The following is a 23583-nucleotide window of genomic DNA, read 5'->3' as shown; positions in this document are numbered from 1 at the left end:
TCAGGTGATTTTATGACCGTCCAGGGTATAGAGAGCGTTGTTTCTCAAATGCAGGCTATTGCAACGCAAACGCGCGATATTCAGCCTTTCAATCAGAATGCCATGCAGCCCCAGGCTACTAATTTCGGCGATGAGCTGGAAAGAGGCGTAAAGAAGATTAATGAGCTGCAACTAAATACCACCAATATCTCCAATCGCTTTACTCAGGGTGAGCCGGGTATTGGCATTAATGATGTCATGGTTAGCATGCAAAAATCATCTGTGGCGTTAAATATGGGCGTTCAGGTGAGAAATAAACTGATTGCCGCTTATCAAAACATCATGAGCATTAACATCTAATTATATAATTATTAACTGGTGCTTCTGACCCATCGCTTCTCTAAAGATATATTTAGCTTTGCCGATATTTATATCCCACCACACGCATAGTATTACAAGGAGTATCCAGGTGCTTTCGTTGAACAGAGTTAAAATCTCTACGGGGTTAGCCGCCGTGCTAATCCTCTTCTTTATCATGACGGTTAGTATTACCGGTTATAATCTTTATACCGCGTTCAAATCCTATGATAACTTAACTAAATCTAATGATATTTCTAGCAATGTACGCTATCTTGCCAGAATAAAAGATAGCTTATCCAATGCGGAATCACTGATTAATCTGTTAACCGACAGGCCAAACCTTGACGTTAGTGATATTAACGATACTTTCAATCGGGTCAATAAGTTTGCTGAAAAAGCAACCAGTGTTCTGAATGATTTTATGGCAACGCCATTCCTCACAACGCAGTCAATCGAAATAGCCGATAAAATAAAAGGGGCATTCAATAACGCCCTGTTAGTTATAAAAAGTGCAGAAACCGAGGCGCGAAACACTCACTATATTGCGCTCTCAAAGCCCAGGGAAATGGCGATGGATGCAGTAGATAACTTTACGCTGCAATATATGATGGCAAACCAAAAATTAAGCGATGAAATGAGCCATATTGCTAAAAGCAATTTTAACTCTTCCATCCTTATTACCATCATCTCTTTTATTCTGACGCTGGTCATTTCTCTGGTTACCTGGGTTTGGATGCGTAAGCAGGTCATTCAAAATCTGGCGTTGATTAACCAGCACTTAGCGGAAATCGGCAACGGCAACCTGGCGACAACCGTTGAAAGCGATAGCCGCAACGAAATCGGGATGACGATCCAAGGCCTGATGGGAATGCAGAATAATCTGGTGACGCTTATCACCAAAGTGCGCAACGGGGCGGAAAATATCACCGTCGGCGCAGGCGAAATCGCCAGCGGCAATAACGATCTCTCTTCGCGCACCGAAGAACAGGCGGCAGCGCTACAGGAAACCGCCGCCAGCATGGAACAGATAAAAATGACCGTGCGCCAGAACGCAGATAACGCGAACCAGGCGAACGACCTTGCATCTAGCGCCAAGCAGTTAGCGCTGGAAGGCGGTAAGGCGGCGGAAGAAACCCGCTCGATTATGGACGCCATTCAGGAAAGCTCCAAAGCCATTTCTGAAATTAACAGCGTTATTACCAGCATCGCCAGCCAGACCAATATTCTGGCGCTGAACGCCGCAGTTGAAGCCGCTCGCGCCGGCGAGCAGGGGCGCGGTTTCGCCGTAGTAGCCGGCGAAGTGCGTAACCTGGCGCAGCGCAGTTCTACCGCCGCTCAGGAAATTCGCAGCCTCATCGATCAAACGACCACGAAGGTCGGCAATGGCGTACAACTGGTTATTGAAACCAATAAAAAAATCGAGAACGCCATCGACTCGGTAACCAAAGTATCCGATCTGATGGAAGAGATTAAGATAGCCGCTGAAGAACAAAATGTCGGTATAGCGCAGGTTTCCCAGGCTATTACCGAGATGGATACGGTAACGCAGCAGAATGCCGCACTGGTTGAGCAGGCCGCCGCCGCTTCTGCCAGCCTGAACGATCAGGCGCAGCAGCTTGCTCAGGAAGTTTCGTTCTTTAAGTTATGCGATAGCCATCTTACTGCAGGTAAAGTAAAAGCACCGCTTGCTCCGGTACGTACAGAAAAGCGTGCAGCCGTGAAAAAGCAGCCGGTACTTTCCAGCACCGTGACTAAAAAAAGCAGCGCCAGTGAAGATAACTGGGAAGAGTTCTGATCCTCAGTTTTTCTGGTAGCACCTGACTGTGCTGATATTTGCTGACATCGCCCTCTACCGCGCCTGCGGCCAGAGGGCGATTTATTTCTCAATAAGTGGTGTTGTTTACGGCAACGCGGCTTAAGCAGCAAACCGATCGCTTGCGCAGTGCGAGGGAATCAAGACTCTGCCTGCATAAAATGGGAATAAATCACTTTCTAAAGCCAGATTCTGACGTGATAGCTAAAAAATCACCGCAGAGTAGAATATAACCATCCTCTTCGTATTTCCCCTGCTTCAGGCCAATTACGCTTTATATCCTCAACAATGCGACTTTCACGCTTACCATACCTATTATTTGTACAGATTGCGTGTGTATCTCGCCCAATATGATCAATATTTCTTCACTCTTAAGTGCATAATCAACGCACTATTTTTCTGTGCTTCGAGCCTTCCTCGCTAACGTATTTCAAATTTTATTCCTGATGAAATGCTCGAAAATGAAAAAGTATCTTATTATTATTTTCCATTTAAGCGCTCATACGTAAAAATCAAATAAATAAAAAGACTATTTTTTGAATACCGATTGTTTTCCTTTTTCAGATACTCTTTTTGAATATATTAAATTTTATCACCTATAAAAGGTGATAATGAAAATCAATGAAATCAAATAATTAATTAGTTACATCGATCGATGTCATTATATTTGATAGGTTAAAACAATGAAAATAAATAAATTGATCGCCAAAAGCGATCATATATACTAGCAGCTAGTGATATTGCTAAATCGATTCCGTACAAAATAAAACGTTGTTTTAAATAATGATAAAATTCAATACCCTAGTAAAATATAAACTTAGTTTATTTAAAAATAAATTTCTTCTTCTTACTCTGTCACTTGCATTCTTCATTTGCACCATATTATTTCTTATTCACAGGTCTTTTAATTATGCGCTTCTTACTGCCTATGCTTACGCCGAGAGATATCACAGCGAGTTAATAAATAACTTTACCGATAATGAGAATATCGCTGAAGCCATCGCTGTAAGCTATTTCGTTAACCATCAACAGCGAACCGATACCTGTTCTAATACGGAGTATCTGGATACAACTTCGCCCTTTAATAGTACCCAGAGCATTACACCAACATTCAAAGGTGAATTACAGTCTACGGTGCCGTTAACCTATGATATGTGCGAAACAATTCGCAGCATCGAAAGCGTATTTTCCGCTGCACCGGTCAAGCGTAACCTAAAAAACCTGACGCGCTATTTCTTATCAGCCAGCGAGACCTGGATGTATGTGGTTAACGATCTGAACAGAAAGAAATATTATTTTGATGCTAGTCGTATCAAAACTTATAAGCTTTTCGACAATATTCCTGGTTATCTGTATCGCAAATTTACCTATGACGCAAAATATAAGGGACGAGTCAGTACAGACATCTATCTTGATGCGTTAAATAATGAACTCTCATATAGCATAATCAGTTTTGTCTACGATCTTGGTCATCTTAGATCGCATCGGGTGCTGGGCGTACTGGTATATGACTATCGCGCCAGCGATCAACGGAAAATATTAAAAAACGTAGCGCCAGAGCTCAACGACCAGTTCACCAGCGTCAAGATTCACTCTAAAGATAGCGGTAAGGATATGTTTATAATAGGAAATACTACTTACTCGTCTTTATTTACGCTTCAGCTATCACATAAATATGACATCGTCTTTAGCCTCGACTGGACGCGCTACCTTATACATAGCCCCTATGTCATGCACTATTTATTATTAACCCTGCTGCTTACTGCGGCTTTCTTTATGCTATCGCTAAAATACTTTGTAAAAAAAAATACAGAGAATCTTACCGATCAGCTTACTGGTTTGTATAACCGAAAAGTATTTAACTATATTGCCGCAGGCCAACTGATGAAAGTTAAAACGCTGGCGCTGCTAGACTGCAACGGATTTAAGCAAATCAATGATACCTGGGGCCATGATTTAGGCGACCATGCGTTAATGAATATCGCACGCCATATACGCATTTGTGTCGAAGAAGAACTGGGGCTGGCCATTCGGCTGGGCGGTGACGAATTTTGTATTCTGCTTAACATCGACAGTACTGATGCTGCTCAGAAACTCATCGCGAAAATCAATAAACGCTGCGCGACATTCTCGGATAAAATTACGCTGTCTGTCACCGGCGGTATCGTCGGGCTTGCTCCGCATGAGTCAATTAAAGAGGCACTTATTCGCGCGGATCAAGAATTATATAAAAATAAGAAAGCGAAGCGCGCTACAGTCTAATAATAGTGTAGTAATATGCGTTAACTTAATAGCCTGACAATCAGGCTTCGGTACAAAAATTATCGCCGGGAGCGCGCCCGGCGCTCTCTTTATACTTTTTATTCGGACAATAATATGTCAGCCAGTCACGAAAAACGCAGCGCCTTCAGAGTCCATGTCCCTCAGGATCCTGACGCCTTCTTTGTTGAGTTTATCCTTGACGATGAGCCTTACCACCTATTAATACACGATATTTCGATGGGGGGATGTAGTCTGAAAGTAGAGGCTGCACAGGCGCAGTTGATTAGCGCACAGCATATTATTCCCGACGCGAAATTTCACCTGAGTGAGGGAATTACTTTTACCTGCACGCTGTCATTAATTTCAGTAACCGCGCTGAATGAAAAGAACAGCCTGTTACACGCGCGCTTTAGCCACTTCCCGGCCAATAAATCATCGCTCTTGCAAAAAGCCATTTACTCACTGGAAATCCACCACACGGTTCATATTAAAGATATTAATAATGAATACGTCTTTATATTACGTAAATAGATGTTAATAAAGGCGAGAAAATACCGCTCGCCGCGCACGGCTATGGAAAACAGGATCGTGATAGCCTGCCTCACCTCTGTTTTCCAACCATAAATATAGGGTATCTACAAGCCGCTGCCCCTCTTTTTCAGCGCCCTGTACTGAACGGCCATAATAATTTGCCTTTTAGGCTCTGATACCTAAGTGTGCTTTAATAACATGTAATGCATCAGCTTCCACAGAATATCTCCGTTGAATTTATTATTATTTACTCTGATTGTTACGATAAATTGAACTATTCCACCGGTAATCAATTATCAGTAATGCTCAGGTGCGCTCATTGTGTGAATCGGATACATTTGACGCTTTCCTGCCCCTGTTACCGTAGCGCCGTAGTTAAACTCCTCTTCGGATAATTAGTGAGGTAACAATGAGCACCTATATTTCTCCTAAAGCCAATAACTTCCCGGGCCTCGATCGCGGCTTTAACCAGCGCTTCAAACTGGATGACAATCTGAGCGAACGGCAAGGCGAAGGCGTTTACCTTGTCACAGACGCGCAGGATATTATCCAGACATTGAATAATATTCAGAAATATTCGCCGAAATCCGGCGAGATTAAAGTGATTGCCGGCGGTCACTGTTATGAAAACTTTACGTTCCAAAGCGCGGCGGATACCGATAGCGGTGCCAGAACGCGTTTTGTTATCGACCTGAGCAATATGCGCGGTATTCATGAAGAGAAAATTAATAATATCGACTATGTCGTGATTGAGCCGGGCGCCTCTAACTGGCTGATTCAACAAACGCTGCATTCACTGTATGGCGCGGCGGTACCGGGCGGGTCTTGCTATTCCGTTTGCGCCGGCGGGCACGTGGCCGGTGGCGGCTACGGGCTGCTTTCCCGTTTACACGGATTGACCGTCGATTACCTCGCCGGCGTGGAAATGGTTATCCCGGATACCCAAAACGGCGGCTTTAAGCGCCGCACGTTTACCCCGGACGCTGACGCAGACCGGCTGGACTGGGCCTGCCGCGGCGGCGGTAGCGGCCACTTCGGGATAATCACCAAATACTATTTTGAAAAAACGCGCGTACCTAAGGCGCCTGAGCGGGCGCTGTTTATCGCCCTGCCGGTACCGTGGAAGCAGTTTGCAGGCAGCGGCGGCAGCGGTGCAGCAGGATTCGGCGCGTTTATGCAGGCCTATTACGATGCCTGTAACGCGCTGCCGGGCCAGGCCTTCGCGCTGGGGAAATTCTCCTGCATGACGGCGGAAACGGACGTGATGTCGATTGTGATGCAGGTGGTATACGGCGCCAGCACCCGGCACGATGCGGCCCTTGGCGGCAAAACAATTGAAGCACTGGCCAGCAAAGACGCGGCGTTAAACGTTATTCAATCTTTTGCCAGCCGCTTAAATAAATGGATTGCCGCGCCGGAGACCTCCGCATGGCGTAAACAGGCGCTCAGCCTGCCGGGGCATCCGGTCTCTGCGGCAATTTCGCTGGATACGGTTTACGACCTGCCGTGGATTGATATGACCCAGCTTTTGAGCGGCTCTGGCGAGAACCAGAACGGAAAATACAAAAGCTGCAACATGGTGGCGAACTTTACCGCCAGCGAAGCCGCGGCGATGTACGCTTTTCTGACAAATACCCAGAACGGTAACCCGGCGCCAGCAAGCGCGGATTTATCACAAACGCTGATTCAGGTGGACAGTTACGGCCTGCAAATCAATAACATGGATGACGCCACGCGCGCCCACACCGCTATCGCCGCCAGAAATTGCGCGCTGAAGCTACAGTATCAGACCTACTGGAAGACGCTGGAAGGCACCACCCCGGAACAGGCAAAACGCAGCGAGCAGGATATTGTGAGCTGGTTCAATGCCGGCTATAACGCGATTTATCGCCAGGGCACTAATAACGCCAGCGGGTTCCCGGTGTGGGGGGACAGATATCAGGGCTGCTACTTTAATTACCCGGACAAACAACTGGGCGTGAACCCGGACTACAAACCGGACCCCGGCGAGCAGTATGGCGATTTCACGCAGATTTATTTTGGTGACGCCGTCGCAGAGAAGTTAAAAGCGATTAAGGCGGAAATCGACCCGAATAATGTCTTCGCCTTTGCACAGTCGTTTTTAAACAGCAAAGGGTAATGAAACTCCGGCGCGATAATCGGGGCCAAATAGCGGCCCGATATCGCGCCCACGTTCACCGCAGGGGCGGGATAAAACTCAGCGCAGCAGCTATATTTTTTGCCGCACCGCGGGACGGGCGCGGCATCACGTTAGGTTAATTCAGGTGATTGCTGCCGGCATCGGCTCGTCGAACTCACACTGCGCCAGCGGCTGGCGAAACGCCCGCTGCGCGGGCTGCAGACACACCGTGCGCAGGTGTCGATTACAGATAAACCAGATTTCGTCGCGATCGTTGGAAAGGATGTAGTAAGCATCCGAGGTTTCTGACGGGTTAAAGCATCCCAGCGCCCGGTACGCGGTGCCGGAAGAAAAACCGCTTTGCAGCGGCAGCGGACGCGGCCCGTTTGGCAACTCCTGAACCCTGAGATAAAGACCTTGTTCCAGCCACAGCATACATTATCCTTTTTTCATGTGAGTCTTTCAGTATTAGCACCGAACCGACGATAGCGCCATGCGCTACAGACCCAACGCGAGCGCGTTTTTTGTCAGCAGGTGCGTCTGGTGAGCTGTATGTGCCAAACGTTGGGTGGCCGGGAGAATAAGGGCGACTAAGACCGGATTATTACGAGTGGTTGGTTGCTGTCTGTTTTATTGGGGCATCACTTCTTCCCGCTACAGAGTACACCACTGGTGGTGCCTGAATGTCGCCCCATGTACTACGTGTTAATAAATATCCTGAATCCAGGCGTTGATTTGCAATTGAGACCCTCTCTCAAGAATATCGAAAATCCAATATTTACCCGCCTGAGCCAGAACTACTGTTGGCTTCATTGGACTGACCCAGTGACAATCACAAAAATCTTAGTTCCAAAACGAATTTGGCAAAGAAAGGCCTTGCGATTGATGTTAAGCGAGGAGAGAATGAAATCATCAAAAAAATACATTTAACTACCTTATTTTTGTATTACAAAGAAAGGAAATTTTAAGTTGGAGAAGAACATGGTGCGCCCAATGTCAGCAGAACCTAAGGAGACTACTGCCTCTGTGCGAATGAGCGTTGCTGAAAAAAGATCGGCAGAAATCAGAGCTAAATCCCTAGGTTACAAATCGCTAAGTGACTATCTTCGAGCATTGGCGTCCTCTGACATGAAATCGGCAACCCCAGATCCGAAAAAATGCAGAGAAACACGCCCCGTATCTCTTTTTCACAAAACAAACTTCGGCGCAATGTGGAATGGTGACTCTCTAGATTGGATGGATTCACGTGAAGCAGAAAGCGTAAACCTCATTATGACCTCCCCACCTTTCGGTCTCGTCCGGAAAAAATCCTATGGTAATGAGGACGCACACGCTTATTGTGATTGGTTTCGTCCATTTGCTGAGGGTTTCAAAAAAATACTTAAAGACGATGGGAGTCTAGTAATTGATATCGGCGGCGCATGGAAGGCAGGAACCCCCACACGCTCTCTTTACCATTATGAACTGCTGCTAATGCTTTGCAATGAGTACGGTTTTCATTTGGCGCTGGAACATTTTTGGTGGAATCCTGCTAAGTTGCCGACACCTGCAGAATGGGTAAATGTAAGGCGGGTTCGACCTAAAGATGCCGTAAATTGCGTATGGTGGCTTTCAAAAACACCATTCCCTAAAGCAAGTAACAGGCGCGTGCTTGCACCATATTCCGACTCAATGAAGTCTTTACTAAAAAACGGTTATCAAGCAAAGACACGACCCTCAGGCCATGTGATTTCTGAAAAATTCGGCAAAGATAATGGTGGTTCCGTTCCCCCAAATCTTCTTGCTATTGCGAATACAGAATCAAATGGCACTTATCAGGATTATTGCCGCAAAAAAGGACTGGACATCCACCCAGCGCGCTTTCCATCAGCGCTTCCGGAGTATTTTATTCGTATGACTACGGATCCTGGCGATTTTGTTTTCGATCCATTTGGTGGCTCTTGCGTGACAGGTGCAGTGTCTGAAGCCCTTGGCCGCCACTGGGCTTGCGTAGAAATGAATTCAGCATACCTTGAGGGCGCAATGTCCCGATTTGAGGGTAACCCTATTGTTTTAGCTACAGACAAACCATCCTCTTACACAATTTTCACACCATGTGCTGCACAGGTAATGGAAGAAGCAGTCCCTCTAGTAGCTGATGGTGGGGCCGCTCGTCCGAAAAAATAAATTAGTGTATTCCTGATACCATTGCTGCCCAAGGTGCCAAATTAGCGGCACCGAAATCAGAGAAACCAATGCAGCAAACAGGGGCCCCAAAACGCATTTCAGCAGGGCCCCTGTGAGCAAGAGCCACAATGCTACGAGCTAGAATAGCTGTATCATGTTCTTCCTGCGCATGTGCAATGTCTCTTGCATAACCTACAAGCTGACTAGTTGCCTCAAGTATTGCTGCTGATGCCGAATCGGGAGAAGAAAACCATTTACATTCAATAATCGAAAGAATTCGTCCAGCCCTTTCAATAGTTATATCTGCTCGAGAAGTACCCTTGGAAACCCCAAGAGAGAAGGCTAGTTCACCTGCTAGCACCTCTCCCGGATCAAGAAACGCACTTGGTCTCTTGGGCATGGCTCTTTGCCAACGTAATTCCAAATCACCAATAGTTGCCGCCGGCCTGCCCGCCGCAAACGAAGCGTCAAGAACAACGGGAGCCCCAGTCGCCCCAGAAAGGGCTTCAGCAACCTCCAGAATCGTTGCGAGTTCAAATTTTCTCCAGACTTCCATTCCTGGAAGCAAATCGGAGGCAAGTAGGGCCTTAATCGTATCAGCCTCGAAAGCTTCAATATCTGATAAGATTGATGCACAAATCCAAGACTGCTTGTACAACGGGCTCCTTGCCTTGGAAGCCTGCCTTTTTTCATAAGCAACAATACGAGATCTACCCGCGGGTGTACTAAGTACTTCTCGTATAGGTGCGACTTTTAGGGCGCAATCGAGAAGAGCTAACCTTTTATTCGCATGCAGATCGAAAAGCCCTCCTCTGGCATGTAAAGCTCCAGCTTTCAAAGCTACTTGCGCTGTTTTCAGCGTTTTCGCAAGAACCCTGTTTGGCCCTGAAAGCCATGAAGAAGATGCCTCTATGACCACAAAAGCAGCAGGGTCAAGAGTGACGGTTTGAAGCAACATAGAAGCTGCAGCATCAGGAGGGCCAGGAAGTTCACCAGATACTTCCCTTCTGAAGTCGTCTAAGGTGGGAGAAACTTCTCTCTGTTTTTCCACTAATCTTAAGGCTAGCCTGCCAACAGGTTCAGAAAGAGCCCACCACATTCTTAAAGCATCTAAATCTTCATATCTTAAAGTCTCCACGCTTCCTGAGTAAGGTGAAGGAGACCCCGTACCTACCCAGCGAAGAAGACCCCGAAGACATATTTCATCAAGGCTCATGGAATTCATCAAGCAGAAAACTCCGCACAATCACGAGTTAATGAGGCGGCTTTCTCAGTATCTAAGCCCCAAGCAACTGAAATTGATTCAGCTAGATCCCTAGCTTCTCTTGGCGACAAACCATCCATCAATGGAAGAACGCACATGCGAAACGCGGATAAAAACAAGTCTGCAGCATTACCCTCTGGTTGTACAAATAGGTTTACATCAGATTTGAACGCGATCATTGTTTTGATGAAATCGACGATAGGGGCACCACCTATTTCACGTAATGAATTAACGGCCTTCCACAACGCACCAATCGGGTTTGAGGCTACAGGCTCTGTAACTGTAGCGCCAAGACGAGTTGCCATTTCCCTTACAAATCCATCAGGATCTGCTGGCCCTCCTATTTTAATCCATGCAAAACGACGGCTCAGTGCATAGGAAATCTGACCAAGCTGGGTTTTATCATAGGTATTCAAAGTACAGATCATACGCCATGCAGGCTCTGGTGCATGCTCGTGAGGTTCCATTCCTGGATGAGGTTTAGGATAAATCACATGAAATGGACTTGCAGGATTTGCCACATCGACCCGACAAGGCAGTGCCGAAGACTGTCCTGAGAGAATCGAAAACAACGGGCCCAAAACTTTATCAATCGGACAACGATTTAATTCGTCAATGATTACAGGTTTATCAAAATTACGGAGCAATGCGCCAGGAACAAAGCCAATAGCCCCATTACCTAGAGGCTGATACCCGCCGACAAGATCTTGAGAACTCCAAGCAGATGATGCTGTGAGCATTAGATAAGATCCATCGCCATCATCCCGCTCTGAAACTTCCGCTGCAAGATATTCCGCTAACGTCGTTTTACCTGTCCCCGGAGGACCATAGAAAATTATATGACGCTTACCAGAGTTGATTGCTGCTTCTATCTGCTGATATACCGACGGATCGATCCCAACAAGAGAGGTATTTTCATCGAGTGAAAACGGTCCTTCAACTGTCTGAGGAGCAAAGATATTTGAGAGATCAGTAACTAAGGCGTCACGCTCCGATGCTTGAGTCCCATCGTATAATGTAGCACCAACTAACCGCGCGATTGCATTGCCAACAACTGAATATGATGTTCCTGCTACATTCTCTTCTGAGACAGGGGCTTTCACCAGAGCACGGAAGCTTATCGGAAATGTTCTCTTTAATGCACCGCCACCGAAATCAATAGTTCCTTCACCGGGTTCGAAATTGCTTAATGGATCACCCGACGTACCTGCAGGCAGAGGCTGCGCAAAGCCAAGAATAAGCAGGAACTCCCATCCCGCAGGAAATTCCCAATTTGAATCAGGGTCTAGAGGTTTAATCGCAGGGAGAACGCGAAAAACGCATACAGAGCAAGAACCATCGCGGTTGTTAATGTAACCGACGCTTTTAGCCATACCTATGCTCTGTCCCTCAACATTTTGAGCGAATCTTGCAACAACATTTTCAGCGCTAACTTCAACTTGAGGAATCCAGCGTAGGGGCTTATTTGACATTGCCTGCGGATTTTGCCAAAAGCCAGTCTCAGGATTCAATGGTTCGTTGAGCGCAAGGCTCTTTGTACCCGAGCTTTTTATCGACAGCCCTCTCGGCTTCAATACTGTTGCCTGAATATCGTCTTTCAACGCCTTAAAAAGCCCAAGTATGTCTTGCGTCGTCAGCGAGGTTGCCATAATTTTCCCTTCTTTGTCTGCGTTTTTATCTCCGGATACAACAATTTTCCATCTCCTTGCCTTCAGGTCAACCATATACTGGACTGACCCCACCCCGGTAGACGATCCTGATGTATAGTTGGACTGACCCCACCCCGGTAGACGATCCTGATGTATAGTTTGGACTGACCCCACCCCGGTAGACGATCCTGATGTATAGTTTGAGCATAGGAGGACCGTATGGGCACACCACGATTTACCCCTGAATTTAAGGAAGAAGCCGTCCGTCAAATTACGGAACGCGGTTATTCCGTCGCAGAAGTTTCCGACCGACTGGGTGTCTCTGCGCATAGTCTTTACAAATGGCTGCGGGCCATCAAACCCGATAACAGCGAGCAGCATGCGCGTGATTTACTGGAAGCCAAAAGCGAGATCCTCAAGCTTCGGTCTCAGCTGAAGCGCACCGAAGAAGAGCGGGACATCCTGAAAAAGGCCGCGCGGTACTTTGCAAGGGAGCCCGACTGAAGTACCGCTTTATCAATGAACACCGCTCCGTATGGGGTGTCATGACAATGTGTCGGGTACTGAATGTCGCCCGGGCCGGGTTCTATGCGTGGCTGCATAATCCAGTTTCCGCCCGCGATAAAGATAACCAGCGTCTGCTGGCGCTTATCCGTGATTCGTATTCCCTCAGCGGTGGCGTATATGGCTATCGCCGGGTTCATGGCGATCTGAATGAAATCGGGGAAACCTGCGGTAAAAACCGGGTGAGCCGTATTATGCAACTGAACCGGATCAAAGCGGTGCGCGGCTATAAAGCGCCACGTCGTATCGCCGGCAGGCCTTCAGTGGTTGCGCCTAATCGCGTGCAGCGGCAGTTTACCGTTGTCCGGGCTAATCAGGTCTGGGTGACCGATATTACCTATATCCGCACCTGGCAGGGCTGGCTGTATCTGGCGGTGGTCATTGATCTCTTCGCCCGTAACGTGGTGGGCTGGTCGATGAAACCGACGCTGTCACGTGAACTGGCGCTGGATGCGCTGATGATGGCAGTATGGCGTCGAAAACCGGACAGAGAGGTAATAGTACATAGCGATCAGGGCAGCCAGTACGGCAGCGAGGACTGGCGGCGCTTCTGCCGGGCCAATAATCTGGCGCCCAGTATGAGCCGGCGTGGCAACTGCTGGGATAATGCAGTAGCGGAATCGTTCTTCAGTTCACTGAAAAAAGAGCGTATCAGGAAGAGAATATACAAAACCCGGGCTCTGGCCCGGGCGGATATCTTCGATTACATTGAAGTGTTCTACAACCGGGTCCGACGCCACAGCCATCTCAGCGGCGTCAGTCCGGAGGCCTTTGAACAGGCCTCGTCGTGAGGACAGAATTTGTCTACTGTCACGGGGTCAGTCCATCGCTCCCCAAGATGTTCCGCCTTATGGATGTAAGCCGCCCGCACAGAGTTACGTTCCTGATGACTCATCTGCCGCTCCACCGCATCCCTTGACCACAATCCTGACTCAATCAGAGAACTACAGGCCATCGTCCTGAAACCATGCCCACAGACTTCCGTTTTCGTGTCATAACCCATTAATCTCAGCGCCTTGTTCACCGTGTTCTCACTCATGGGTTTACGCGGATCGTGATCACCCACAAAAATCAGCTCTCGATTCCTACTCATGCTTTTGATCTTCTCCAAAATGGCTAAAGCTTGCCGCGACAAAGGCACAAGATGAGGCGTCCGCATCTTCGAACCTCGCTGAGAATATTTAACACCTTCCAGCGGCTCACGCTCTCCCGGAATCGTCCACATGGCCGTTTCAAAATCGACTTCTGACCAGCGGGCAAAACGCAGTTCACTTGAACGAATGAAGACCAACAAAGTGAGTTCAACCGCCAATCGAGTTAAGAGCCTGCCAGAATAGTGATCTATGCGATGAAGTAATTCGGGAATGCGGTTCAGTTCTAATGCAGCACGGTGCTGTCTTTTCGCCGTAGCAACCGCACCGGCAATCTCTTGCGCGGGGTTGTAGTCGATTAAGCCGCTCTGAACCGCAAAGCGCATAATCGCGGTAGTTCGCTGCTGTAAACGGGCGGCGACTTCAAGACGCCCGGATGACTCCACCGCTTTAATGGGTACAAGAAGATCCCGAGTCTTAAGCTCTGCAATGTTCCGCTTACCGATGGCAGCAAACAAATTATCCTCCAGGCTCTTTAATACCCGAGCGCTATGGGATTCAGACCACTTCTGATTACTGGTATGCCAGTCTCTGGCGACGACTTCAAACGTTATAGCCTCTTGTTCCTGCTCTACCTTAACGGCTTTCTTGTTCTCACTGGGATCGACGCCATTAGCTAAGAGCTTACGCGCTTCGTCTCGCCGCGATCGAGCATCAGCTAACGAAACTTCAGGATACTTCCCTAGTGCCAGCATCTTCTCTTTACCGCCAAAGCGATAACGCAGTCGCCAGTATTTGGAGCCGTTAGGGTGAACCAGCAAAACCATACCGTCGCCGTCAGTAAGTTTATAGGCTTTTGCTTCAGGCTTAGCCGAACGAACCTTCACATCACTCAGAGCCATGATGAGTATCCTTTCAAGGGTTCTGTGTGGGTACAAGCATTATCGAACCGGGATATACCCGCAGTTGTACCCGCATCAGTAAGTTGATGTAGGTTGAATCAGGTTGACTTAGGTTGAGTGAAAAAGCGAGGAAAGCCTTGCAGATACTGGATTTCAGCCACAAAAAAAGCCGCTCGTGAGCGGCTTAGTTCGTATCGATGGTGCGAAGGCCGGACTCGAAAATCAATATAACTAATTGCTTTTTAATTAATTTTTTTTAAAGCAAAATTAAATGCCCCTTTTTATGCCCCCGTGATAGTTTCAACCCTCTATATATGTTCAAAATTCACACAATTTGTTCATCGACTATTTTTAGTTCGATTCCGTCATACGGATCCAAACCAGACGCTATCTAAGTTATGCCAGAAAATGACGCTTCCCCCTGCTTCTGACTGGGGCGAAGTGAGTGGGAAAACGTCAGATTAACTACATAGGTGTGGCCACACTCCACATTCGTACAGGCGCAATAAATATCGGTAGCCAGGTGGTCTCTTGGGGTAGCTTTACTGATTACGGCTTTTTCACCACATTCCGGACATGTGACCTTCATTACCCGCATATTTCTTTTGCTCCTGTTCTGCTCTAAACCGATGTTAACACCTGACGTCACAGAACGCTCTCTAAGCTGCGATACGCTCAAAGCAGACCAAAACATGCCTTCCAGAGAAAAAGGCGTCAGGGCTTAACTGAGGCTTACTGTCAGCCACGAAATAACGGCAGAAGTGACGAAAACGGCACTACACCGCACCCGCCTGCGGTTTTCAGATCACAATTGATTTCAGTTTTTCCGGTAGTACAAACCATATCGCCAGACCACGCCACCACTGGCTTTGTCGGGTAAAAATACAAACTGAAATCTGTGAAATGAATTTCAGGTTATTTCAGTTTTTAAGCTGGGGAACCAATCAGCGAATCTAAACAACTCATTGATAAGTATATATTTAATGAAAATTACGTGATTACTGTCACCTGCAAAACCTCCTGAGTTATGAGATAATAGGAACGTTATAAAAACAATAAAATCATATAGATAACCGATAAATCTTTTTCACTGAAAACTGAAATATTTATCGTAGCCATTCATCCGTATTCAAAGGCTATGTCCCAAAACCTCAACCACGTAATCAACTGCTTGGGTTGTAAAGAAATGTCAATAAAAAAGAGAGATGACGGACGTTATGAACTGGACACAAGAACAGGTGGACGTAACGGCAAGCGCACCCGAAAAATCTTTAACAGACGAGCTGATGCTGTTGCCTATGAGCGCTACATGCTCGGTAAATTCCAGCGTAAAGAGTGGGATCCAGCCGCACAAGTTGACAGGCGCACACTGGACGATATCAGGGAATTATGGTGGCGCTACCACGGCCAGACGCTAAAAAATGGGGAAACTGAAAATAAACACATCATCAAGACTATCACGGCTCTGGATAATCCACTGGTCAGCGAAGTTAATAAGCGGATGCTGATAGATCACCGCTGCCGCAGGCTCGCACAGGGAATCAGCGCATCAACCATTAATCGTGACGTTTACCGCCTTTCAGGTATGTTCAGCGCCCTGCTTAAGCTGGATGAGTTTAAGGGTGAAAACCCCATACGTGGATTGCCTCCGCTTAAAGAAAAAAATCCCGGTATGACTTACCTTACCAAAACGGAAATAGCCAGCCTGCTTGACTCTCTGAAAGGAGATTATCGGCTGATTGCCTTGCTGTGTCTCAGCACAGGTGGACGCTGGGGAGAAGTCAGTACGCTGACGGAATCGCAGATTATGCATGGCCGTGTCGTCTTTCTGGAAACCAAGAATGGCAAAAAGCGCGTGGTTCCCATCTCTGCCGAACTGGAAGAGGAGGTCATGACCAACGCCAGCGCGACACTGTTCCGTGTGGACTATGAAAATTTCTGCCGAATGCTGCGTAAGGTCAAACCCAACCTGCCGCGCGGGCAGGCTACCCATATCCTGCGCCATACGTTCGCCAGCCACTTTATGATGAACGGTGGAAATATCATCGCACTACAGCAGATACTGGGGCATGCCAGCATTCAGCAGACAATGGCTTATGCGCATCTGGCGCCGGACTATCTTCAGAACGCCATCACGCTTAACCCGATTAACGGCCAGTTCCGTATAGCTACCTCACAACACGCCTAAAACCACGCCAGCCAGGAAAAGAAGCCATTTCGCCATATTTTATATGATTATGGGTGTTTTTGGTGGTAACAGTGGTAACACTGGTAACAGCTTTGATATTTAAAGACTTTTCCTGTTACCACCCCGTTAGCACCACTGGTAACAGAAAAAAATAATCTTCGTATCTAACTGATTTTAAACGTGTTACCACCTGTTACCAGTGGTAACACGCAGGTGGTAACAGATTTTTCCCTTATAAATCAATCGTGTTACCAGTGTTACCACTGTTACCACCAAAAAATAGGATACGCGCGAGTACTTCTTCTCTGGCAGGCATCCTTTCCTCAAATGACGGACACAAAAAAGGGGCATTGCGCCCCCTCTTCACCCGATAACCTCACTCCTGAAAACGTAGACCTTTTTGGCACCAATCTCCGGTAGCCTTACGGTTTTCTGTAACCTGCCGTTTTCCGACTCGGTATCAAGCCATCCGGCATCATGGCAAAGTCGCGCAGTTTTGGCCGTGTCGGATGTACCGCAAATCTCCTTCCACCCACTCGGTAAAATATAAAATGTGGTTTCTGAGTCTGCACCGTTGTTGCCCTTATCAACACGCCGGAAACCTACCATGTTAGCGGGGCGGTTTTTTTCGTCATGCCAGTCAGCCAGGCGGGTGTACTGATTGGCCGTGATGAAGCGCCGGACTTTCTCCAGTGCGTCAACTTCTTCCTGATTGGCCGCATGGCCGCGATCCTTTAACCAGGCATCAAGGCAGGCTCTTGCGGCGTTGTACGCCTCGCCGGGCTTCCAGCCTGTGATTCCGGCTTCTGTTGCCAGTTCTCCGGCAACGGCCAGCAACGCGAAGCGGTCAACGATACGGCCAACCTGATTACCGGATTCAGACGGTAGCAGGGTGCGCTCATACTCTTTCTTCATGGCCTTTGCCCGTGCGGTGACACCGGAAAGGTTCCCCGAAATCCAACGCAGCCAGTCGCGGAACGGTGCGCCATGAAACTGACGGCTGGACTGTTCCAGATATTCCGCAAACTCCTTGCCACCATCAAACCCGTGCAGGTTTTCAAATGCGCCATGTTTCCCGGTATCGCTTGGGATTTGCACCATACGGACGCCCACACCCGCCCCGGTGCGTTTCTCCCCGGCTTCGGCGGCGTGCTCCATGATGGAAACTTCCCCGGTTGACAGGTAAAGCAGCGTCCACGTTGCCGGGTCACGCACACTGCCATCAACACGGCCACGCGCTTTTCCCTGTCCGTTACCCAACATATAGGCAATACGACTGGCCTCTTTCCCGTCCACCTCGCTGATTTCATCAAGCATCAGCGCGGCATCGTTCCGGCGCAGGGCAATACCTTCCAGCGCGTTACCCGTTGCACGCCATGTCTTCCAGAAGTCAGCTCCACCACATACCGACGCGGCGACCTTCATTGTGGTGGTTTTGCCATCCGTGGATTCGCCCTTGAGGTGATACCCCCCGCCGCCGACCCCCATAAGATTGAGGAGTGGGGCGGCAAGTGCCAGGCTGACGCAAAATACCAGGCGGGAATTACCGGCACAGTAGGAGCCAATGTGCTCGATCCATTCCTGCGTAGTACCGCTGATACGAAAATCATTTTTGGACGATGAAGACGACTGGAGGATTACAGCATCGGCATCACTGCCGATAACTTCATCCTGTAGCACGTAAGCGCCACCGTGCCAGCCCGTTTTATCCACGCAGGTGACTTTGCGCACAGGGCGACACGTCGATATGTATTCCATCAAATAGCCACGCGCGGAGCCGTTGACGCTGATAAAGTGAAGCCCGTTATCAAGCAGCACCTCGCGCAGCTCCTGACCGCTTCCGGCGAGAACGGTCATAGGCATCGCCCATTCATGCCGCATTCCGTTGGAATCCTCCCATGACAGCAACCGCCCAAACTTCCCGCCGTCCGCATCGCAGGTGATAGCGCTGACGCGCAGGGGACTGCAAATTTTAACCTGCCTGACCTGACCGTTATCCGCACCATCTGAGGCCGGACGGTCAAACCAGAGATAATCCTTCGTCAGCCTGAACCCGTGCGGGAGCCGTGTTTCTGTGTCCGCAGGGTTCATCATTTCTTCCGCAAACGCATCACGCGCACGCTGAACGCCGAAATCCTTCCGGTAATCATCCCAGTCGCTTTTTGCGCGTCCAGGAGGAATAGTTACCCATCCCTTTACGGCCAGCGCTGCATAAATGGCGCATTCACGCCCTTTATTAGGCTTCCCGTCTTCAAAATCATTATCCCCGGCCAGTATGATTTGCGCTTCCGGCCACTTCTGGCGTAAGGCGGTAGCAACGTTTTTCATATTGTTTTTAGACAGCGCCGCCACACACCAGCCATCAGTCAGCAAGGAGGCGCTTAACGCTGTGGCGTACCCCTCGGTGATAACAATTCGTTCGGGTGCGCTTTCCTGTGGCTTCCCGGCCGCAACAAAACGCCCGGCTGCTTTACTCCCCGGTAACAGGCTTTTTTGTTTGTTCGGGCTGATAATCTGAGCGCCGGTTGTGTGGCCGTCAACGTCAGTAATGGGAAGCAGCAATGAACCAGCAGGGAATTCCATGCCCCCGGCTTTCGTGACCCGGCGAGTCAGCGAAGATACATAACCCGTCAGCCCTTTGGCGCTGAGATAAGCACTTTCCCCCTGTTCAGTGTTCCGGAACTGGTTAGCCCACCACTCAGGTGGCTTTTCGGGGGCTTCTTTCCTGGCTGGCATAGGCTTATTCGACGATGAACGGGCATCGAATGAATACACTTCCCGGATACGGGTTGCCGCCTCCATCGTATCCACGGCCAGCACCTTTTTCACCAAGTCTAAACCGTCACCATGGCCGCAGTTATTACAGAACCACGTTCCGCGCCCGTTTTTATCGTCAAAGCGGAACCGGTCTTTACCGCCACAGTGTGGACAAGCTCCATGTTTGCCATTTTCAGGAACGGTCACATTAAGACGGAAAAGAATATTGCTCCATTCGCCATTAGCCTGTTTGATTAAATCGGAAATAGTGATATTATTTGCGATATTCATTATTAAATTCCAGATATTAAGCGCCGCATTACACGGCGCTATTTTTTAACGACCGTCGTCTGATAGCTGTTCGAGTGCTTTAGTTAGTTTTTTTATTCCGTATTTCTTAATTAAACTAATTCCGTGCATAGCCTGAAATTCGGAAAAAAGCCCACCGGGGTAATTGAGTTCTGATTTTAGATTTTCAAGTTCCCCACTAATGAGAATACATATAGCCTCTATACCTCGTGCTTTAGTACATGTATGTTCATCATCACTCACGTAATTTAGATAATCTCTCATTAAAAGTATTACATCAGAAACAGTATCAAGTCTGTTTTTACTGTCTTCTGACATAAAGCAGAAATAATCTTTATGCAAAGACCATTCAGAAGAATCGACAGACTTATTTTCATTAATATTATTTTGAGACATAACCCCTCCTGACCGTAGCGGTCATAGCAATATCATTGTTTATACCGAACTATTAGTGCTGGATAAGGGGCAGTCGCCCGGCATAGGCAGCAACGTATTCCCGTGCGATAAGTCGTCGCGCAGAGGGATAATCGGGTGCAGTGATCTGCTTTCGGTGTGGTTTGTCCTGCAAATCAGCACGACGAACGGCCAGGAAAAGCCAGGTATATTGCGGGTTAGTTTGGGTGGGGATCGAAGCCATAAGGCAACCTCCGATAACAGCGTAATCGTTGCTATCGCCGAAGGTGGAATTCTTCATGATGGCGATAGCCCAGACGGGGATTCCACTACCGGCGTTATCGGAAACCGGCCAGCCCGAAAGCTGCCCCGCCTGAGCTACCATTGACAAGGCGGCATAGTGTAACGAAAGGTGCAGGAAAGAGCGATTCAAACCTGTACCGGATACGTAACACCACGCCATAAAATGGCGCTCTGTGGCGTTGATTGCGACATAAAAAAAGACGCATGGCGCGTCTGTCGTCGCCGATAACATGCTCGGGGTGGAATGCCCGGTTGCCCATTGAGGGGCAACGCTGGAAATATACCCCGCCCAATGGGAGCAGCGCAAGAGCTTTATTACGAAGCCTCCGCACTTGAACATATGCATAATACCTGTCATGATAAATCTTCCTTTGAAGTCAGGTGCCAGCCTGATGATATTCCTGGAAAAACCCGTCAATTTGGCGGGTTTTTTTGTGTTCTGTTTTAGACCGTCAGACAAAACTCACAGCGGTTTCATCGACGGCGGCGTACAGCTCCGGGTTCCCCAGTGCGTAGCCCTCATTACGCAGATAAGCGTGCGTGTACTCCTTCCTGTCCTCGTCAAAGTCGGCGCGGAAGTAGCGGGTATTCTCCTGCGTGTAGATTTGCAGGTTTTTCAGCGTGGTGACGGCTAGACGCTTACCGGGCATAAACGGCGGGATAAAGGCAAAGCGCCCGGCTACGGAGCTTGTCGCCATCTGTGCGGCGTTCACATCGGCGGGGCGGTCTGCGGCATTAAAGAGTTTAAGGCGCTGGTCAGCGGCCAGTTCAGCGCCTACCAGTACCACAAGGCGCGGGTCTTCCCGGTACGGCTCCGCGATAAGCTCTGTAATCAGGTGATTTGCCAGCGCGTCGATGTTCTTCCAGTCGCCGGATTCACCGATTTTCAGCGGCTGAGTGATAACCTGCTTCCCGTCGCCGTACTGACTGGCGAGAGTGTGCCAGCCGATATTCACATCCTCGCCTTTTTTGTTCGCTTCCGGGTCAGTTGTCTCCGCAATGGCCTTGCCGTTAAAGCCGATGCGCAGCATATCCAGCGCGTAGGCCTGTGCGAAAAAGTCTTCCATGCTTTCTTCAAACAGCCCCTGCTGGCCGATACTGGCGAGTGCGGACATTTCAGCCCATGTGATACTGGCGCTTGAGTCAGTTTCGCTAAGGGTGAACTCCGTACCGTTTACCGTCATATGCTTACGGAAACGCCCGCCATCAACGCGCCCGGTATGTAGTGAACTGTTACCGATATCAATGGCCTGACCATCTGGGGCGGTGACGTCCAGCAAGGTGATTTCCCCCATCATCCAGGCGGATTCCAGCACGGCAAGACGAATGATGTTTTCCCGCTCGCTGGACATACTGAATGAGCGGCTACCGGGCAAATACCGGGCGGACTGCGTAAAGCGCTTATGAAATTCTACTGCTGCCTTTGGCTTATTAATGGTAATCATTTTTCATTGTCCTTATTCATTTCCTTCCACTCATTCAGTTGTTCTTCTGACATAAGCGTATTGACGGAAGCCTGTAATGAAATTCTGGTAGCTTCTCGGTTTTCCCGCATAAACCAGCCAAACTCCGCAATATATTTCGCGTAGTCGTCTGCACTGACAATTGCCCGTAACAGGTCATTATCAGCCTGATAATAATGACGGTAAGCCTGTGATTTAATTACACCGCCGTTATTGATTTCATATTTATCCGTTGGTGGCGTGCATTTCCTGATAATATCTTCCACTGCAAGACGCAGTGAGCGAATGGCATTGCTGGTATTATCAGCGGCAATAAATAAAAAATCATTGCGGCGGGTGAATACCTCAGGAATACGGCAAGTGCGGGGCATACAGCGATTAATATCTACTGAATCACTTAACGTTTTGGCTTCATCATAAAGCAGTCCGGCCAGTACAAGCATATCCTTAACCCGCCCGGCCTGATTACTCAGATTGATTGCCGCGCGTTCTGCGGCATCTTCGGAATCACGTACCGACGATTTATTACGATTACGGGAGTCAGCTACGGACTGCGCGGGCTGCCTTATCACCTCTAATGTATGTTCGGCTCTGCTGGATTCGCGTGCGCAGCGGTCATATTCCTCCGCCTCACGCTTATAAATTTTCTCGCAACGATCCAGTAATAGATTAATTTCTTCCGGCGAGGTGTCCGGCAGAGGGAGAGTGACACATGTCAGCGCCTTTAATTTATCCGCTAACGGGCGCATCTGACCCAGCAGGAATATTTCAGCAACACGCTCCATGCATCCGGCATCATTTTTATCTTCAGTAAATTTCGCTGTGGTGTAAGAAAGAATAATCCGCATATTAATATCGTTAAGTGGTGGCAGGGATAAGCACATCCCTTCCGGAATATTCGGAATAGTCATAAAGAATCCTTTTTTATATAATAGCTGAATTACGATATTTGTTTTTCAATGTCATCGCGAGACGCGGAAATTCGTTCTTCAATCCAATAGTTAACTTCACTTTCAACAAATGAAATGGAACGCGAGCCAATTCGTACAGGTTTAGGAAACGTACCTGCTTTAAGCTGTTTATAAAGCCACGCCTTACTACGCTGAACACGCGTCAACACATCTTTAGTCTTGATAAGACGCTGTTTATTGTTAACCACATCAACGAAATCCATAAGCCCTCCGGTGTGTTATTTCGTGGTACATGGTGGACTTTAGACGGCAAAACCTGAGGTTTCTACTGAAAGTAGATTCTATTAATAAAAAGAGAATTATATTGAAATGTATTGATTATATTAAAAATAAACCTTTAAAGATGAAATCATTTATTTCAATTAAAATCATAAGGTTAGAAGATAATAAATGACTGTTATAGCATCGTTTTCTAATCACCAAAGCTTTATAGGTCTTTACAGACCCTTATGGATCCTTAACGGATCCAAAACCATGC

18 protein-coding genes and 1 pseudogene are annotated in these 23583 nt (G+C 48.1%); 8 read left to right on the top strand and 11 right to left on the bottom strand.

The annotated features are described in order from the left end of the window. Window positions 1–12 precede the first annotated feature (12 nt). The 5 genes from fliE (at window position 13) to SFA31_RS06310 (ending at window position 7085) form a co-directional block, all read left to right on the top strand. Window positions 13–339 (top strand): flagellar hook-basal body complex protein FliE, encoded by a 327-nt coding sequence (fliE, locus tag SFA31_RS06330; RefSeq protein WP_322837215.1) that lies wholly within the window; start codon window positions 13–15, stop codon window positions 337–339. Window positions 340–457: 118 nt separating this feature from the next. Then, on the top strand, window positions 458–2134 hold the full coding sequence (locus SFA31_RS06325; RefSeq protein WP_322837214.1) for a methyl-accepting chemotaxis protein: 1677 nt from the start codon (window positions 458–460) through the stop codon (window positions 2132–2134). A gap of 1152 nt (window positions 2135–3286) precedes the next feature. Further along, the gene (locus tag SFA31_RS06320) at window positions 3287–4414 is read left to right on the top strand and encodes a GGDEF domain-containing protein (RefSeq protein ID WP_322837213.1); all 1128 of its coding nucleotides are present in this window, start codon (window positions 3287–3289) and stop codon (window positions 4412–4414) included. 114 nt (window positions 4415–4528) lie between these two features. Next, on the top strand, window positions 4529–4945 hold the full coding sequence (locus tag SFA31_RS06315) for a hypothetical protein (protein ID WP_322837212.1): 417 nt from the start codon (window positions 4529–4531) through the stop codon (window positions 4943–4945). A gap of 409 nt (window positions 4946–5354) precedes the next feature. After that, entirely contained in the window at window positions 5355–7085 is a 1731-nt protein-coding gene (locus SFA31_RS06310) for an FAD-binding protein (RefSeq protein ID WP_322837211.1), read from the top strand. Window positions 7086–7226: 141 nt separating this feature from the next. Here the strand turns inward: SFA31_RS06310 and SFA31_RS06305 are convergent, their stop codons facing one another. Then, the gene (locus tag SFA31_RS06305; RefSeq protein WP_322837210.1) at window positions 7227–7520 is read right to left on the bottom strand and encodes a hypothetical protein; all 294 of its coding nucleotides are present in this window, start codon (window positions 7518–7520) and stop codon (window positions 7227–7229) included. Window positions 7521–8078: 558 nt separating this feature from the next. Here SFA31_RS06305 and SFA31_RS06300 point away from each other — a divergent pair. Continuing rightward, window positions 8079–9251, top strand: a complete 1173-nt coding sequence (locus SFA31_RS06300; protein ID WP_322837209.1) for a site-specific DNA-methyltransferase — start codon at window positions 8079–8081, stop codon at window positions 9249–9251. Window position 9252: 1 nt separating this feature from the next. Here the strand turns inward: SFA31_RS06300 and SFA31_RS06295 are convergent, their stop codons facing one another. Then, complete coding sequence (locus SFA31_RS06295) at window positions 9253–10467, bottom strand: hypothetical protein (protein ID WP_322837208.1); 1215 nt, start codon at window positions 10465–10467, stop codon at window positions 9253–9255. 8 nt (window positions 10468–10475) lie between these two features. Further along, window positions 10476–12239 carry an AAA family ATPase gene (locus tag SFA31_RS06290; protein ID WP_322837207.1) on the bottom strand — a complete coding sequence of 588 codons (1764 nt, stop codon included), beginning with the start codon at window positions 12237–12239 and terminating at the stop codon, window positions 10476–10478. 144 nt (window positions 12240–12383) lie between these two features. Here SFA31_RS06290 and SFA31_RS06285 point away from each other — a divergent pair. Further along, window positions 12384–13519 (top strand): IS3 family transposase gene (locus SFA31_RS06285; RefSeq protein WP_322836662.1). Its coding sequence is split into 2 segments (ribosomal slippage): window positions 12384–12630 and window positions 12630–13519, totalling 1137 coding nucleotides; the frame shifts between segments, so codons are not numbered across the junction. Here SFA31_RS06285 and SFA31_RS06280 read toward each other — a convergent pair. Together SFA31_RS06280 and SFA31_RS06275 are read right to left on the bottom strand one after the other, a co-directional pair. After that, the gene (locus tag SFA31_RS06280) at window positions 13447–14721 is read right to left on the bottom strand and encodes a tyrosine-type recombinase/integrase (RefSeq protein WP_322837206.1); all 1275 of its coding nucleotides are present in this window, start codon (window positions 14719–14721) and stop codon (window positions 13447–13449) included. The two genes, SFA31_RS06285 and SFA31_RS06280, sit on opposite strands and share 73 nt — an antisense overlap. 412 nt (window positions 14722–15133) lie before the next feature. After that, window positions 15134–15319, bottom strand: a pseudogene (locus tag SFA31_RS06275) (ogr/Delta-like zinc finger family protein); the annotation flags it as partial. A 588-nt stretch (window positions 15320–15907) separates the two neighbouring features. On the opposite strand from SFA31_RS06275, the gene SFA31_RS06270 reads away from it, so the two are divergent. Continuing rightward, window positions 15908–16909, top strand: coding sequence for a tyrosine-type recombinase/integrase (locus SFA31_RS06270; protein WP_322837205.1), 1002 nt, complete (start codon window positions 15908–15910; stop codon window positions 16907–16909). Window positions 16910–17272: 363 nt separating this feature from the next. Here the strand turns inward: SFA31_RS06270 and SFA31_RS06265 are convergent, their stop codons facing one another. From SFA31_RS06265 to SFA31_RS06240, 6 genes are all read right to left on the bottom strand, one after another. Then, window positions 17273–19957: a DUF927 domain-containing protein gene (locus SFA31_RS06265; protein WP_322837204.1), complete on the bottom strand. Its 2685-nt coding sequence runs from the start codon at window positions 19955–19957 to the stop codon at window positions 17273–17275. 45 nt (window positions 19958–20002) lie between these two features. Next, on the bottom strand, window positions 20003–20371 hold the full coding sequence (locus tag SFA31_RS06260; RefSeq protein ID WP_322837203.1) for a hypothetical protein: 369 nt from the start codon (window positions 20369–20371) through the stop codon (window positions 20003–20005). A 52-nt stretch (window positions 20372–20423) separates the two neighbouring features. After that, on the bottom strand, window positions 20424–20903 hold the full coding sequence (locus SFA31_RS06255) for a host cell division inhibitor Icd-like protein (RefSeq protein ID WP_322839312.1): 480 nt from the start codon (window positions 20901–20903) through the stop codon (window positions 20424–20426). 220 nt (window positions 20904–21123) lie between these two features. After that, window positions 21124–22116 carry a P2 family phage major capsid protein gene (locus SFA31_RS06250; RefSeq protein ID WP_322837202.1) on the bottom strand — a complete coding sequence of 331 codons (993 nt, stop codon included), beginning with the start codon at window positions 22114–22116 and terminating at the stop codon, window positions 21124–21126. Further along, window positions 22113–23045 (bottom strand): hypothetical protein, encoded by a 933-nt coding sequence (locus SFA31_RS06245; RefSeq protein ID WP_322837201.1) that lies wholly within the window; start codon window positions 23043–23045, stop codon window positions 22113–22115. The genes SFA31_RS06250 and SFA31_RS06245 overlap by 4 nt, the downstream gene beginning before the upstream one ends. A 29-nt stretch (window positions 23046–23074) precedes the next feature. Further along, window positions 23075–23308: an AlpA family transcriptional regulator gene (locus tag SFA31_RS06240; protein ID WP_322837200.1), complete on the bottom strand. Its 234-nt coding sequence runs from the start codon at window positions 23306–23308 to the stop codon at window positions 23075–23077. Window positions 23309–23583: the final 275 nt, after the last annotated feature.

This window comes from Erwinia sp. HR93 (assembly GCF_034555055.1).
Taxonomy (GTDB): domain Bacteria; phylum Pseudomonadota; class Gammaproteobacteria; order Enterobacterales; family Enterobacteriaceae; genus Apirhabdus; species Apirhabdus apintestini.
Note: the sequence above shows the minus strand (reverse complement) of the source record. Positions and strands in the feature narration are given on the sequence as shown.